Annotated in this window: 15 protein-coding genes and 2 tRNA genes; 9 read left to right on the top strand and 8 right to left on the bottom strand. The window is 34.8% G+C overall.

Annotated features, from left to right (window positions below; genetic code table 11):
- From rsmG to N2Z58_06660, 6 genes are all read left to right on the top strand, one after another.
- Positions 1–556 (top strand): 16S rRNA (guanine(527)-N(7))-methyltransferase RsmG (rsmG, locus tag N2Z58_06635; protein ID MCX7654333.1); only part of this gene is annotated, 556 nt, incomplete at its 5' end.
- 197 nt (positions 557–753) lie between these two features.
- Complete coding sequence (locus tag N2Z58_06640; protein MCX7654334.1) at positions 754–1,848, top strand: Gfo/Idh/MocA family oxidoreductase; 1,095 nt, start codon at positions 754–756, stop codon at positions 1,846–1,848.
- The gene (gene queD / locus N2Z58_06645; GenBank protein ID MCX7654335.1) at positions 1,832–2,188 is read left to right on the top strand and encodes a 6-carboxytetrahydropterin synthase QueD; all 357 of its coding nucleotides are present in this window, start codon (positions 1,832–1,834) and stop codon (positions 2,186–2,188) included. Before N2Z58_06640 ends, queD begins: the two co-directional genes overlap by 17 nt.
- A 191-nt stretch (positions 2,189–2,379) precedes the next feature.
- On the top strand, positions 2,380–3,366 hold the full coding sequence (locus N2Z58_06650) for an ABC transporter substrate-binding protein (GenBank protein MCX7654336.1): 987 nt from the start codon (positions 2,380–2,382) through the stop codon (positions 3,364–3,366).
- Positions 3,342–5,483, top strand: a complete 2,142-nt coding sequence (locus N2Z58_06655) for an iron ABC transporter permease (GenBank protein MCX7654337.1) — start codon at positions 3,342–3,344, stop codon at positions 5,481–5,483. Before N2Z58_06650 ends, N2Z58_06655 begins: the two co-directional genes overlap by 25 nt.
- Positions 5,484–5,546: 63 nt before the next feature.
- The gene (locus tag N2Z58_06660; protein ID MCX7654338.1) at positions 5,547–6,614 is read left to right on the top strand and encodes an ABC transporter ATP-binding protein; all 1,068 of its coding nucleotides are present in this window, start codon (positions 5,547–5,549) and stop codon (positions 6,612–6,614) included.
- Positions 6,615–6,666: 52 nt separating this feature from the next.
- On the opposite strand, the gene N2Z58_06665 is transcribed toward N2Z58_06660, so the two are convergent.
- The 8 genes from N2Z58_06665 to N2Z58_06700 all read right to left on the bottom strand — a co-directional run bounded on the left by N2Z58_06665 (position 6,667) and on the right by N2Z58_06700 (position 12,445).
- The gene (locus tag N2Z58_06665; GenBank protein MCX7654339.1) at positions 6,667–7,173 is read right to left on the bottom strand and encodes a hypothetical protein; all 507 of its coding nucleotides are present in this window, start codon (positions 7,171–7,173) and stop codon (positions 6,667–6,669) included.
- A 20-nt stretch (positions 7,174–7,193) separates the two neighbouring features.
- Positions 7,194–7,748, bottom strand: a complete 555-nt coding sequence (locus N2Z58_06670; protein MCX7654340.1) for a metal-dependent hydrolase — start codon at positions 7,746–7,748, stop codon at positions 7,194–7,196.
- Positions 7,749–7,768: 20 nt separating this feature from the next.
- A complete protein-coding gene (locus tag N2Z58_06675; GenBank protein ID MCX7654341.1) occupies positions 7,769–8,725 on the bottom strand; it encodes a M48 family metalloprotease in 957 nt (318 codons plus the stop codon).
- Positions 8,715–9,698 carry a D-alanine--D-alanine ligase gene (locus N2Z58_06680; GenBank protein MCX7654342.1) on the bottom strand — a complete coding sequence of 328 codons (984 nt, stop codon included), beginning with the start codon at positions 9,696–9,698 and terminating at the stop codon, positions 8,715–8,717. The genes N2Z58_06675 and N2Z58_06680 overlap by 11 nt, the downstream gene beginning before the upstream one ends.
- A 34-nt stretch (positions 9,699–9,732) precedes the next feature.
- A complete protein-coding gene (locus tag N2Z58_06685) occupies positions 9,733–10,734 on the bottom strand; it encodes a LacI family transcriptional regulator (GenBank protein MCX7654343.1) in 1,002 nt (333 codons plus the stop codon).
- Positions 10,722–11,948 (bottom strand): competence/damage-inducible protein A, encoded by a 1,227-nt coding sequence (locus N2Z58_06690; GenBank protein MCX7654344.1) that lies wholly within the window; start codon positions 11,946–11,948, stop codon positions 10,722–10,724. The genes N2Z58_06685 and N2Z58_06690 overlap by 13 nt, the downstream gene beginning before the upstream one ends.
- 203 nt (positions 11,949–12,151) lie before the next feature.
- Positions 12,152–12,228: transfer RNA gene (locus N2Z58_06695), tRNA-Arg, on the bottom strand.
- A gap of 127 nt (positions 12,229–12,355) precedes the next feature.
- Positions 12,356–12,445 (bottom strand) — tRNA-Ser (locus N2Z58_06700).
- A 163-nt stretch (positions 12,446–12,608) separates the two neighbouring features.
- Here N2Z58_06700 and N2Z58_06705 point away from each other — a divergent pair.
- From N2Z58_06705 to N2Z58_06715, 3 genes are read left to right on the top strand one after another with little or no spacing between them, the layout of a single operon-like run.
- Positions 12,609–13,292 carry a hypothetical protein gene (locus tag N2Z58_06705; protein ID MCX7654345.1) on the top strand — a complete coding sequence of 228 codons (684 nt, stop codon included), beginning with the start codon at positions 12,609–12,611 and terminating at the stop codon, positions 13,290–13,292.
- A gap of 21 nt (positions 13,293–13,313) precedes the next feature.
- Positions 13,314–14,453: an ABC transporter permease gene (locus tag N2Z58_06710; protein MCX7654346.1), complete on the top strand. Its 1,140-nt coding sequence runs from the start codon at positions 13,314–13,316 to the stop codon at positions 14,451–14,453.
- A gap of 21 nt (positions 14,454–14,474) precedes the next feature.
- Positions 14,475–15,158 (top strand): hypothetical protein, encoded by a 684-nt coding sequence (locus N2Z58_06715; GenBank protein MCX7654347.1) that lies wholly within the window; start codon positions 14,475–14,477, stop codon positions 15,156–15,158.
- The last annotated feature ends 12 nt before the right edge of the window (positions 15,159–15,170 follow it).

Consider the following 15,170-nt stretch of genomic DNA (forward strand, 5'->3'; position numbering starts at 1 on the left):
GGCCTTTTCTTATCTTTATTTTGATTCAATTTTACCAGTTAGAAAGGAAGATCTGGGTAATATTTTTTTAGATGTTGGGACTGGTGGTGGTGTACCTGGTGTTTTCCTTTCAATCGAATTTAATGTAAGAGGTGTTTTGATAGATAGTGTATGCAAAAAAATTGAATATGTAAGTAAAATTTGCAAGGAGTTGGAGATTTGCAACATAGAGTTTATTTGCACACGAGCAGAAGAATTAAAAAGTATCGGTAATTACCGGGATTATTTTGATTCAGCCACATCACGAGCAGTCTCCAAAATCGCTACTGTGCTCGAACTCACAGCTGCATATGTTAAGATAGGTGGAAGGATATTAATATATAAAGGACCGGGTTACAACGAAGAACTTGGTCAATCAATAAATGCCATGAAAGAGCTTGGCGTAAGACTAAAAGAAGTTAGAAATTATAACATAAAAGGTAAAGACAGATATCTGCTTGTATTTGAGAAGGTAAACTATACCCCGGATAAGTATCCAAGAAGAAGTGGTATACCTGAAAAGAGGCCAATAAAATAAATCAGCTCAGATTCCGGAATAAATCATCCGGAATCTTTTATTTTTTCTAATTTTGTCATACAACATCTCTCGTTGGCTTAAAGTAAATACCGATAAATACCGAATTAACATGTTGAGCAAAGTAGGCTCTGGTGATATAATCATAGCGTATATATTCATTCACTGAATGAATAGACAAAGAAGGGAGAGATGTTATTATGTTGAGAATGGCGCTAATTGGTTGTGGAAGAATAGGTTCAACAAAGCATGTTGAAGCAATGATAAAGAACAGTGATGTTCTGAAAGTTCAAGCGTTTTGTGATATAGTAAGAGAGAGAGCGGAAAGCTGTTGTGAAAAGATAAACAAACACTTAGGTTACAAACCATCAGTTTATACTGATTACAAACGGATGCTCCGAGAAGAAAAGCTTGATTTTGTTGTTATAGCCACGGAAAGTGGATTTCATTACGAAATTACCATGGAAGCCTTAAGAAATAACGTGAATGTGCTTGTTGAAAAGCCAATGGCTTTATCTACATTTCACATTGATGAAATGATAAATACTGCAAAGAAGAATAACTTAAAACTTGGGGTATGTTTTCAAAACCGTTTTAATCCGCCAATAGTTGAGCTTAGAAAAAAGATTGATTGTGGAAGTTTCGGAAAAATAAATTACGGTGTGGCAAGTATTAGATGGAACAGGGACAAGAATTATTATGATCAAGCAAAATGGCGTGGTAGTTGGAGATTAGACGGGGGAACTTTGATGAATCAATGTACACACAATATTGATTTGCTTCAATGGATGCTCGGAGGAGAGATAGATGAGGTATATGGGGTAATAAGAAACTTTCAGCATCCTTATATCGAAGCAGAGGATTTTGGAGGGGCGATAGTGAAATTTGCAAACGGTAGTGTTGGTATAATCGAAGGTACATCTACAATTTATCCGAAAAATTTAGAGGAGACTCTCTCGATATTTGGTGAAAAAGGTACTGTTATTATCGGAGGTCTAGCAGTTAACAAAATACAGGTTTGGCGTTTTGAGAAAGAAGACTCACACCCATTTATGAATCTTCCAGATCCGGATACTGTTTACGGTTCAGGGCATGTACCTCTTTATAGAGATTTTTGTAATGCTGTTGTAGAAAACAGAGAGCCAAAAATAAACGGTGAAGAGGGTAAGAAAGCCGTGGAGATAGTGTTAGCTATATATAAATCAGCACTTGAAAACAAACCTGTGAAATTTCCGTTTGATTTTAGCTCAGAAGATATGTTAGGTTGGAGTGATCATTATGTTGTGCGTGGTTAAAGAATTTACTTTTGATGCTGCACATAATCTTGTTGAATATCATGGAAAATGTGAAAAACTTCATGGTCACACTTATAAATTGCAAGTGGTTGTCTGTGGTGAACGTGACAAAGAGGGTATGGTCATAGATTTTTTGGAGTTGAAACAAATAGTCCAAAACGAGGTGTTAAATGTATTAGATCATTCTTATATAAATGATATCATCCCTCAACCATCTGCTGAGAATATAGCAGAATGGATTTGGAATCGGTTGAAAGATAGGTTACATACTGAAAGATACAAACTCACCGAAATAAGACTTTGGGAAACACCGACTTCGTTTGTTGTTTACAACGAATAAACTTATGCAACTTTTGATATTGTTTTGCACTTCCCTTTCAGCGAGATCAAATTGTGAACACTGGCATCTTTTCTGGTTTTATTTGTTTCTCTTGTGTTTTTGGCTTTGAATTACAATAAATGTGATATAATTGAATATATTTGTGCCAAATATAAAAGACGTTGTTAAATCTCAGTATGGAGGTGAGACATATGAAAGGTTTTTTGAGTATTTTGGTTGTATTTCTTTGTGCTGCGTTTGTAATAGCAGCAAATTACGTGAATGTTTATACAACACTTGAAGAACCGTTAGCAAGAGTACTGTTTGCGGAGTTTGAAAAAGAAACAGGAATCAAAGTTAACTGGGTAAGATTGTCTACAGGTGAGGTACTTGCAAGATTAGAAGCTGAAAAAAACAATCCACAAGCTTCTATTTGGGTTGGTGGGGTTGGAGTCTTTCATGTTGAGGCAAAGCTGAAAGGACTAACTACACCTTATAAGGCTCCTTATAGTCAGTTTATAGATGAAAAATTTAAAGATCCTGATGGGTATTGGATAGGTTTATATGTTGGTCCACTTGCATTTGCAACAAATAAAAACAAGGCTAAAGAACTTGGAATTACCCCACCTGTAAGTTGGGCTGACTTGTTAAAACAAGAGTACAAAGGATTGATAAGAATGGCAAATCCTAATACTTCTGGTACAGCATACAATGTTATTACAACTCTTGTTAATATTTACAAGAGAGACGAAAACAAAGTTTTTGATTACCTTAAAAAACTTGACGTAAACATAAACATGTACACAAAGTCTGGCTCTGCTCCTGGCAAAGATTGTGCAATTGGAGAAACAACAATAGCAATAGGTTATCTTCATGACCTTGTAAAACTTCAAAAAGAAGGTGCTCCCATTGTAATAACACTTCCACGAGAAGGTAGTGGGTATGAAATCGCTGCAATGTCGTTAATAAGGGGCGGGAAAGAACCAGTAGAAGCAAAAAAACTTTACAATTGGATACTTGGAGATAAAGCTCAAACAATTATTGCAAGCTGGTATGTTATTCCACTTTCACCTAAAGCGCCTAAAAATAAGTTGGTTTATAAGCTGGAAGATGTAAATCTCATTCAACAAGATTTGCTCTGGGAAGCCCAAAATAGAGAAAGGTTAGTGGAAAGATGGAACAAAGAAATTGGAAAATAGTAAAATTCATATCTGTTTTAATCATAGTTTTTTCTATACTTTTCTGGATTCGGACAACTGTGAAAAATGAATTCTCCCGCATTACGCGGGAGAATTTGGTCAATCTAAGTAGGTTAATTTCTTTAAGTGATATTTACAGTTTAAAAGAAAAATTTCCAAGTGTTGAGTATTGTATATTTGATCTAAAGGATAACAATTTTCAAACAGTTGAGAACTTATGTGAGATAATTAAGAAACTTCCGGACTATTCATATGGAAAGGAACATGCAATGTATGAGGAAATATACATTTCAAATAAGACAGTTAAACTAAATTCTAGTACTTACTATGTTGTTTTTGCTCCAATTATGGAAGATTATGAACTGAAAGGAATAATAGTACAATTGCATGATGCTGCTGATACCTTGAAATTAATGAACACAGTGGATGTCATGTTTATAATCCTTTTTGCACTTTTTACACTTGGTTTCTCAGTAGCAATTTTTTCCGTTGACCCAGTTACAACGTATGCAATATTAATTACCTTTGCAGTTGTATTCACTTTTATTGTATATCCATTATATGAAGCTGTGAAACTTACTTTCATGCGAACAGGCACGTTCACACTAAATGTGTGGAAAGTTATACTCACTGAGAAAAACTACATCAAAGCGCTATACAACAGTATAATACTTGGTGTGTTAACAGCTACGACTTCGACTATTATAGGTTTTTTGTTTGCCTTTATCGTTACGCGAACGACTATTCTTGGTAAGAGATTTATTTCTATTGTAGCTACTTTGCCAGTTATATCACCACCATTTTCACTTACATTATCCCTAATTTTGCTTTTCGGTTCAAACGGGCTAATAACAAAACAACTTCTGCGATTGAATTGGGATGTATACGGTCTTGACGGACTTGTCCTAGCTCAAACAATGGGAATGTTTCCAATAGCTTATTTGACACTCTTAGGTGTTCTTGACTCGATAGATAGCACCCTTGAAGAAGCTGCAATGAACATTGGAGCAAGTAGATGGAAAGTTTTTAGAACAATAACACTTCCTTTATCAACGCCAGGTATTTTTAGTTCCTGGTTGCTTGTGTTCACAAATTCAATAGCTGATTTTGCTAATCCTTTAATGCTTGGTGGAAAATTTAATGTACTCTCGGTTACAGCTTATCTTGAAGTTACAGGAATGAACAGGCTTGATAGAGGAGCAGCTCTCTCTTTACTCTTACTTTTACCTACCCTTACTGCTTTTTACCTTCAAAGATATATTGTAAATAGAAAATCTTACGTGACCATTACTGGAAAACCGAGCGGGAGAATTGTTGAAGTAGTGGAACCAAGAATTAAGAAAATACTAACAATATTGGTCTATTTTATAATAATTTATCTTATCGGATTGTATTCGACTATATTTATGGGATGTTTTGTAAAGAATTGGGGAATAGATTATACGTTTACATTGGATAATATAAAAGAAGCACTTCAAAGAGGAAAAGAAGCACTCGCTGATACAACTCTTTTAGCAAGTATTTCAATGCCAGTTGCAGGTGTATTCTCGATGGTGGTGGCTTTTTTGTTCGTAAGAAAAAAATTTCCCGGAAAAAAATTGCTTCAAGGATTAGTTCTTCTTCCATTTTCAATTCCAGGCACGCTTATAGGCATTAGTTATGTCATTGCGTTTAACAAACCACCTTTGTTACTCGTTGGTACTGCTATCATCATAGTCATAAATTATGTGATTCGTGAGTTGCCAGTTGGAGTAGAAGGAGGCATAGCAACTTTGAAGCAAATAGATCCATCTATTGAAGAAGCAGCGCAAAATCTGGGAGCGAACCCGCAAACAGTATTTACAACAATAGTACTTCCACTTATACGTCCAGCTTTTATATCAAGTTTATCGTATACTTTTGTCAGAGCAATGACTGCGGTCAGTGCTGTTGTATTTTTGGTATCAGCAAAATGGTATCATATAACTATGCAGATTTATAACTTTTCTGAGAATCTAAGATTCGGTTTGGCAAGCGTACTTTCGTCTGTGCTGATAATAATTGTGCTAACAGTGTTCGGTATTCTTAGACTACTTGTTAAAAAAAGTGAATACCTGGAAAAAACAATTGTTCAGTGAAAGAAGACATCAGCCCTATGTTTTAATTTGGAATTATGTTTACAAAAGGAGAGTGCATGTGCTGTGAAACAAGTCTCCCTCAAACTAGAAAACGTTTCAAAAATATTCAAAGATTTTAGAGGAACGGAAATTAAAGCTGTAAATGAAATAACCTTCACGGTAAAACCAGGTGAGTTTGTAACATTACTTGGACCGTCTGGATGTGGGAAAACGACAACGTTAAGAATGATTGCTGGCTTTGAAAAACCAACGAGTGGTAGAATACTCATAAACGATGTGAACGTAGTGGATATTCCGCCATGGAAAAGAGATACGGCTATGGTTTTTCAAAGTTATGGGCTATTTCCTCATATGAACGTAAAAGAAAACATAGCTTATGGTTTAAAAATGAGAAAACTACAGAAAGAGGAAATAGAAAGGAAAGTAGAAGCTATACTAAAAATAGTTGGATTAGAAGGTTTTGGTGAAAGGCCGCCATCGAGCCTTTCCGGTGGTCAGCAACAAAGAGTTGCTCTTGCGAGAGCACTTGTGGTTGAACCAAGCGTGCTTTTGTTTGATGAGCCACTTTCTAATCTCGATGTTTTGTTAAGGGAACAAATGCGTATTGAAATAAAGAGGATACAAAAAGAAGTCGGGATAACTGCAATATATGTTACTCATGACCGAACAGAAGCATTAACTTTATCAGACAAAATAGTTCTTATGAACACTGGCAAGATAGAGCAAACTGGCTCACCCGAAGATATTTATGAAAGACCTGTTAGTAAATTTGCTGCGGAATTTATGGGTAAGATTAATTTTTTTCCGATAGAAGTTGTTGAGAAATCATCTGAATGTACATATATAAATTTGAATGGCAAACGTTATAAAATACCTTCTCTACCTACAGCAAAAGGCGAGAGATTTGTTCTTGGATGCAGACCAGAAGGATTGAAAATTTCTGAAGATGGACCTATTTCGGGAAGAATAAGGACAATAGTTTATCTTGGCAACTTTTGTGAGTATTATGTTGATACTGATTTTGGAGAGGTAATGATTAAAATTCTCCCGCCATTTGACAAAAATCTCGTAGAAGGAATGGGTGTAAAAATTAACATTGTACCAGAGATAGCCAAAATAATCCCTTGGTAAAAATGTGCTTTTGTTGAAACACCTATCATTTATGGCTCGCTTTCTGAATTATTTAAAAATAATCTGTCAGTTCTGGATGTATTTGTATGTCGTAGTCGTCTTCTTTGAATTCTTCGCCAAAATAGATTTCAAATAGCTTTTTCAACGTGAGCTTAACAAGTTTTTCTATTGTGAGATCCTTTGAACTATCTTTGTTGATTATCGAATAAATTTTGTATTGTTCGACCACGATGGACTGAATGATATCTGTTTTGCTAATCTCTATGATTTCCGTGTCTACTACGTGAAATGTTTCGTTGAAAATGATTTCGGATTGGTTATCTTGTTCCATTAACCAGTCGATTGGATTTTCGTGTGTGAGAAATCCTGTGAGTTTTATTGTGGGTAATTTGTCGGATGGTTCGTAAAATTCTATCCTGTAGTGTCCATAGTATCTGCTATTAATAGGTTGGAACTCGATTTTTGTTCCAATTTTTGCAATTTCTTTACTTAGTTTTGATAAACTATTCTTCTCGCTTTTCAATACATACGTTACACTCACACCATCAAGAAATTTCATCAACAATCCTCCTTGTGAAATTAGTAGAATTTAAATATTTTTACTGGATTCTTCCAGTAATCTGCTATCATATGACTCATAACACCTGCAAAAGCACTTATTCCTAAGAATACAGGATCATTCGTGTTGGTTGAAAATAAATATATAATAAATCCATAAATTCCGGCGAATGTAATCGAGTGAGCAAAACCTCTGTGAGAAAATATTGGCATTGATAAAAACAAGTTTATTAACCCAGCACCTATCAACATAGATATTGAAAGTGCAATCGGTATTACAAGAACCTTAGGAATTGTTATTTGTTGGATAAGTTTGATTTTTTCTGCAAGGTAAGGTGTGAAAATGTAAATTGAAAAACCAAGAGAAAGTGCTTTTGTGAAAGTTCTTAGAGGTGCGTTAGTACTATCCAAATCTGGTAAATCACTTCCTATTATGTAAAAGAGATATGACATGGCTAGCTCGACAGTGCTAGGCGAGAAATTTCTCCTAAGGCTTGTACAAATGATTATATAAACAAGTAAATAAGCGGGATAAGAAATCATACCAAATTTTAGATGGCTCAATAAATTGGGCATTTATTTGTTCACCTCTTTTTTCATTGATTTTCTAGATTTTTTAAGAACTCTATCCTTTCATCAATCGAGGGGTACGTCTCTATTATTCTGTTTGGCCTTTTTGATACATCTTTACAGTTTGGGTGAGTAAAAAAAAGATGTTTCATAAAGTAATAATTAACTTCAAAGCTTTTGCAGTTGAGTTTGACTTTCTCAAAAAGTTTAATCATTTCATCTAAGCTTGTGTTTTTGCTTGCAAATACATCTGCATCAAATTCTTTTTTTACACTAACAAAAATATTGGTTAATAAGGAAAGCGGAAGGAGGATAAAAGATGCTATGCTTATAAACCACAAAATAAAGAAGTTTTTGTAAAACTCTGTATTTGAGAGTTTATTTTTGTTTTTCAACAGACGTTTCAGGTTGCGATTTGATATTGTAAAGAACAACATCGGACTTCCAAACGAACCACTTACTGTTGTTAAATAATCTGTGTCACCATTTATTATGTGAAATATTTCATGATAAAATAATGCTTTAAGTTCACCATATTCAAGCTTCTCCAAAGCACCTATCGTGATACATATTTTGTGATCATGCTTTAGCCTCCCGATAGATATTGCGTTTATTGTTTGCGAATCAACCAAGAAAAGTTCTATATCTTCTTTAAGGTCAATTTGTGAACTTGTGTTTTTAAAAAGCTCTTCGATTACTTTTAAATCAACCCTAAGATCACCTTTGTTAAATAGGTTAACTGGCTGGGCTTCGAGAAGGTTTATTATAACCCTTCCAACGATCGACATTCCAAATAGGGTTTGCAATAATGAAAATATTAAGAACAATATTGAAAATAATCCGTTGGTTTTAAACAGTAAGTCAAGCAAAAATCCGAATAGCAATGAAAAAGAGATAAAAATTCCCAGGACAACATACATAGAAATTTTATTCACGGTTTCCCTGCTCAATTTTATTATATTTTCATGAATTTTAATCTTCATTTGAAGCACCTCGGTTTTTTGAAAAAGAGGGTGGACTATTGTAAGCTTCTTTTGCTATTATGTCTACAAGTTCTTCGAAGTTAATCCCATAAGCTTTTGCTGACATTGGTAAATCGCTTAATTCAGTCATCCCTGGTAGTGTGTTTACCTCCAAAAAGTAGAACTTTTCGTCTTTTACAATCCCATCTACTCTTGCAAAATGTTTGCAGCCTATTGATTCGTAAATATTTAATGCTAAATTGCTAATTTTCATTGACAATTCATTATCTAACTCTGCAGGAAGAACAAATTCTGTCATCCCATCGGTATATTTGGCTTCGTAATCATAAAACAACTTTTTTGGTCTTAACTCAAGTATGGGTAAAACTGTAGATTTTCTATTGATGTCAATTATGGATATAGTTATCTCTTTTCCTTTGATGTACTCTTGAACTATGGCCTCACCGTAGTTTTCAAGTACTTGCTTTAACGCATTTTTGAGTTCATCGATACTAAAACAAATATGGGTCCCTATACTTGAACCTTCGTTTCTTGGTTTTACAACGCAGGGTAATCCAGGAAATTTTTCGATACGTGATAGTGTATTCTCAGTAAATTGCTCTTTTCGAATCAGTAAAAATCCTGGGACAGACAAAATATCTGAGTAAACGCTAGAAAGTTTTTCAACGTACAAATTACATAGATATTTGTCAAACGCAAGCACACTTGTTTCAACACCGGAACCAGTGTAAGGTATACCTATAATGTCCAAAATTGACTGCATTCTTCCATCTTCACCGAATGTTCCGTGGAGTATGTTGAAGGCAACATCGTATTTTTTTAATAAGGCAACCTTGTAAATGAAATCTTCTCTAACATCTATTTCATCAACTTCATGCCCTACCTTTCTAAGTGCTTGAACGATACGTTTCCCACTTCTAATTGATATCTCTCTTTCCTTAGAAATCCCACCGAGCAAAACTGCTATCTTCATCTATAAACCCCCTACGAAAGTTCTGTGATTGTGACTAAGTTGATCTTATCACAATCTCTGGTTTGAGTACGTATTTTTTTACCTTTTCTTTAAGCTTGCCGTTTATTCTTTTCATAAGTAGCTCAGCTGCAAGTTTTCCCATTTCAAATATTGGTTGTTTAATAGTTGTTATTTCAAGTATTTGTGCAATGGGCAAGTCGTCAAATCCACATACTCTAACATCTGTTCCCACCTTTAGCCCCATCGTTCTTGCAACTTCGATGATGGGAACGGCTAAATAATCAGTCGTTGTAAATATTGCGCATCTTTTGTATCTTGAAAAAATACGTCTTGCAACTTCAAACGTACTTTCCCAATCAAGTGGGACATAATAAATTTTGTCTATATTCCTTCCTTTTCTTTCAAGTGATTCTTGAAACCCTTCAAGTCTTTCGTCAAAAACAGTGCTCTCAAGTTCATGTGCCTTTCGATGTGTTACAACAAATATATCCATGTCAAAATTTGAGAAATAATCACCGGCAATTACCCCACCATAGTAATTGTCCACTATCACAGAATCATACTTTTCAGAGTCTTGCTCAATGCAAACAACGGGAGTTTGAGGGCTTACAAGATTTGACAGTAACTTATCGACGCTAACACCGTCCACTATTATTCCGTCAGTAGATAACAATATGTCTGAAGATTTTCTTAATGCCTCGAATTTCTTTTGATTGTATAGTGGATATAAAAAAGATGAATAACCATTTTTTATTAATACCTCATCGATAGCAGACATTAGTATTTGATAGAAATCACCTTTCATTTCTGGAGTAATCACTGTTACAAGGTTGCTTTCACCAGTAGAGAGCCGTCTTGCATGAGGATTTGGCGCATATCCAAGCTTTTTGATTGCGTCTAAAACCTTTTGTTTTGTCATAGCATCAACGTGTGGGTTATTATTCAGAACTCTCGACACAGTTCCGACTCCAACACCGGCGTATTCAGCTACGTCTTTTATGGTAACTCTTTGAAATTTTTTCTTTAGCCTTGGCATCTAAGAATCCCTCTCCTTAACATGTCTAAAGCTAACAAAGTTGTTCTTGCTCTAATCATTTGTCGATCGCCGCGTAGATTGTATGTTTCAGATGCTAAGTCATTTTCCGAAGCAAAGGCGATACAAACAGTTCCCACTGGCTTTTCCCTTGTTCCGCCACTTGGACCGGCAATACCCGAGACAGCTACTGCATAATCAACCTTGAATATATTTCTTGCATTCATTGCCATCTCTCTTACACATTCTTCACTAACAGCTCCATATTTATTAATTGTTTCTTCTTTCACGCCAAGAAGTTTTATTTTCGATTCGTTTGAATAAGCTACTATAGTACCTTTATAAACGGAAGATATGCCAGGAACATCGACAAGTGTTGAGGAGATCATTCCGCCTGTACATGACTCAGCAAAAGCTACCGTTTTTTGCTTTTCAAATAATAATTTGAAAATCACATCTTTCATTTCATCATCGTCAGTAGCGTACACATAATGTCCGAGTATTGATACAAGTTTTTGGATTAAACCATCAATTTCACTTTTTAATTCAACAGAACCAGTAAGACGTATTTCAACACCTCGTTCGTATGAAGCCATCGTAGCAACAGTAATATCTTTATTCGAATATATTATTTCTTTATAATCTTCCATTAGAACAGCTTCAGGGATACCTATGGTTTTTATCCTCCTTGTGTAAAGTGCCTCTTCTGTCTTGATACTTTCAACTATGTTCTCAAAGATTGGTATTAACTCAACCGGTGGACCTGGTAGAAGTATAATTTTCTTATCTTCATATTCAATATACTGACCAGGAGCAGTCCCGACAGGATTATCAATTACCAAAGCACCTTCTATTACCATGGCTTGTTTCAAAACACTTTGTGGGGTCCTCTTATAATATTTCAACGCTTTTTCCATAATCTTCTCTGCTAATTTTTCGTTTTTCAGAAGTTTTCTATTAGTACAATATGCAATAGCTTCACGTGTTAAATCGTCTTCTGTGGGTCCTAAACCACCAGTTGTAACAACTAAATCCGCTTCGTTTATCGCGCATGATATTCTATCGACTATTATATCCAACCGATCTGGAACAGTTTCTGTACGGATTACATAATAACCAATATTCTTCAACTTTGAACTCAAGTATTTAGAATTTGTATCAACTATTAGACCTTCAACCAATTCGTTTCCTATGGCAACAATAATAGCCCTTTTCAAGAAAATCCCCCCGCTATGACAGAAAAATACATCAATATTTAGATATGGTTTTTTATCAGACCAATCACCTTTTTTAGAAAGTTATACACTTTTTGTTCTCAATTCAATTTATCATTATACCACAACAAAAAACAAAAGCTACACGATAATGTGTAGCTTTTGTTTTATAAAAAGAAAAATTTAAACAACTTCTTGATGTATTCTGGCGTGCCCGGCGGGAATCGAACCCACAACCTCCAGATCCGCAGTCTGACGCTCTATCCAATTGAGCTACGGGCACATAATATTTGATATGTTATAGTACCAAAATATTAATCGGTGATCAGTAACCAGTGATCAGTGTCAAGGACAATTGTTATTTGTTTTCATGCACCGATCACCACTCACCAACCACCGATTACCAAAATTGGCGGAGAGAGAGGGATTCGAACCCTCGGTGGAGAAACCTCCACACTTGCTTAGCAGGCAAGCGCCTTCGACCACTCGGCCATCTCTCCGTATACATTCCGCTTAAAGATTGTACCATATACTTTTAAAATTTCAAGGGGTTATTGAACGTTTATTAACTTAACGAAAGATTCGATTTTGAAATCCTTTCCGTATTCATTTGTTATATGTTATAATACTATATGTAAATCTTAAAAAAGGAAGGTGAGTTCTGTGAAAAAACTGTATTTTTTAATTTTAACCGTTATTTTTGTGAGGTTGTTTGCCTATACAAATACTTACGCTGACTGGTACGGTGTATGTTTAACAGAACCAAGTCATGGTGCAAGGTATTTTGCTCAAATTTCAGAGAAGGAAATAGATTTATTTGATAAGTTGCTTGCATGTTATACATTTGAGTACAATGCAAATCCAAGACAACCGTCTGTTCTAACAAGTGGTTTTACTTACTACAGCACAATAAAAAGTATATTACCTTCCACGTTTAAATACCGCGTAAACGGGTTTGATTATAACCTTTCAGCAAAACTTTTTGGAATAAGGCTTGGAAACTCATCAGCGGAAACAATTATAGGTTTTGGTGGTGCTATTGGACTGAATTTGGAAACAATTGAACTTTTTTTAGGAAGTTCAAATTCTTCTACAGATTTTAAGAATGTTGATTTCAAACATTTCAACTCAGTCCATTTTTTGAATATAATCGGAACATTGAGAGCTTCCATTGAAGTTCCTTTGAATTTCCACAATTTTCCAGTACTTGCGTATATTTTTAACTATCATATAGGAATTACTGTATTTGGTCCGTTCCTCCCAAACTTTGAAAGTGTATCTTCAGCCAACTTCGAAAAGACATTTTCAATTTTTAGTCACAACATTTCTATCAAACTGAAGTTTTGATATCTCATAGGAGTGATCAAGTTGCAGCTTTTGATCTTTGAATACAAAAAACTTTTTTCCAAGCCTTCGACTTATGTGGTATTAATCCTCGTTCCTTTTATTTTTGTATTCATAAATCTTGTTTTTTTTAGTTCTGTGAGTACTACAAAATTAAGTATAGGGGTCTACAGTAAAGATAGGTCTCCTCTTTCTAAATTTACAGTTGGTGTGGTTGTCTCTCTTTTTCGCGGTGGTACAATAAAATATGTTGATGAGAATTACCAGGAAAAGCTAAGAAGTGGGGAACTCAACGCAGTTGTTGTGATACCAGAAGATTTTACCAGTTCTCTATTTTCCGGCAAGAAGACAAAGCTCAAGTATATACCAAGTCCGATTAACACAGAATTGTCAGTTGCAGCCTATATTGTGTTTAGGCAGATGTTTGAGGATCTTGGTGGTGGTCCGTTTTTCAATCCAAAAGTTTTACGCGAGATGTATACAGCTTCGAATGTACCTGCGCCTGAACTCACTACAGATAAAACACTTGATTTTTCACATGCTTTTGCACCAAGTATGATTTTTATAGTTACAATGTTTGTTGGTTTGGTAATTGGTTCTGGACTAATTTCTCGTGAAAAAGAAGCAGGTATATTCAGATTATTGGCTTTATCTAAAATTAAAATTTCATCCTACTTTTTCTTAAAATTTTTGGTTTTATTTTCTTTAAGCACAACATCAGGCTTGATTTCTTATCTCATATTCTATTTTCTTGGTTTAAAGATTAATTTTATCTATTTCTTAATTTTAGTACCAATAAACGCAATTTTTTATACCTTATTTGGTTTGTTAATTTCCGTGCTAGCACCTAACAGTCTGTCCTCAAACTTGATTGGTTCAACCTTGGCTGTAGTATTTTTACTTTCAAGTGGTACTCTTGTATCTGTGAATCAAATACCTGAATCTTTTAAACATTTTGTTACGTATTCAATAATCTACAAGAGTACTTATATAGTAAGAAATATTCAATTTTTTGGGAGAAGTAATGACGTTATCAAATTGATTTTTGAACTTCTTTCATTTTCTATCATATCATCCTTGATTATTTGTGTAATAAGTATAATTGCTCTATTTACTTGTCTTGGACCAGACAATCTACCTGGGGTTAAGAATCTTTGGACGTAAATTTCAAAAGAGGTGAGTATCGTGAATTCATTGACAAAATTTATAGTTCTGAGCATACTTTTTGTTATTATTCTTTTCTTATCTTTAAAAGCCAACAGAGTTATTGATTTCGACTATTCAGACCAAATTACTGAAGAGGCGAGTTACAATGGCTTCCAAAAGAGTGAAAGTTCTCAGGTACCAGTGAAAAAATCAGATGATGAAGGTAGTATTATCTTGTCTGAGAATACAAAGACCAGCTCATCGCTTGAAACACAAACAGATTTCATCAAGAGGAATGAGAGAAAACTTTCAGCGAAAGAAATGTCAGAACCGCCAAGCATTATAGAAACCTATTCTGAAACAAACGTGAAAATGGATTTTGAAAGTACGCCAGTACAATCTGGAACTTCTTTCGAGGAATCGGCTGACAAAATTTACTCTGAGATATTAGAATTTGAGCAGTCTGTTAGAAAATACATAAGCAAGGGTTATAGGATATCTACGTTGAATAGCGAGAACGTTAAGAATGCAGGGTTGGCAGATGAAACGTTGGCTGAAAGGTACGAAGTTACGTTTAGAGTATCGGGTGAAGGATACGAGATAATAATTACTCCAAAGTATTCTATGAATGAAGAAATAAAGGTTCAGTTAGCGAGAAATAAAGGTATAGACTTGAAGGAAGGGATTCTGAGTTATAGGTTTTGGATAAAAGCTTATAGATAAAGGGGGGATATA

Origin of the sequence: Fervidobacterium sp., from assembly GCA_026419195.1 — a bacterium.
Taxonomy (GTDB): Bacteria; Thermotogota; Thermotogae; order Thermotogales; family Fervidobacteriaceae; genus Fervidobacterium.